The following is a 251-nucleotide window of genomic DNA, read 5'->3' as shown; positions in this document are numbered from 1 at the left end:
ATGGCAGAATAGGTCAGTTAACTTTTTCATAGCTGGTTCCTTTGCGATGATTTCCTTTTTAGTCGAAAGATCTGATCGCAGAACCAGCTTTTAGTTCCTGCCTATTTTTATCCCGAGTTCAGGTTAAGTCAGGTAAAGCGGATGTGGCGTTAGCCAAAATCCAAAAGTTGTACGCACTTGAATCTCGATTAAAACTGGCTTCGGTCGAAGAGCGTTGGACAGAAAGACAAGCGCAGGCTAAACCGATGTTG

At 43.4% G+C, this 251-nt stretch carries 1 pseudogene; it reads left to right on the top strand.

Annotated features, from left to right (window positions below):
• Positions 1-125: 125 nt before the first annotated feature.
• Positions 126-251 (top strand): annotated as a pseudogene (locus tag AACW06_RS20560) (IS66 family transposase); the annotation flags it as partial.

Source organism: Vibrio sp. S12_S33, from assembly GCF_963889785.1.
Lineage (GTDB): Bacteria > Pseudomonadota > Gammaproteobacteria > Enterobacterales > Vibrionaceae > Vibrio > Vibrio aestuarianus.
This window is presented reverse-complemented; position numbering and strand designations above follow the sequence as displayed.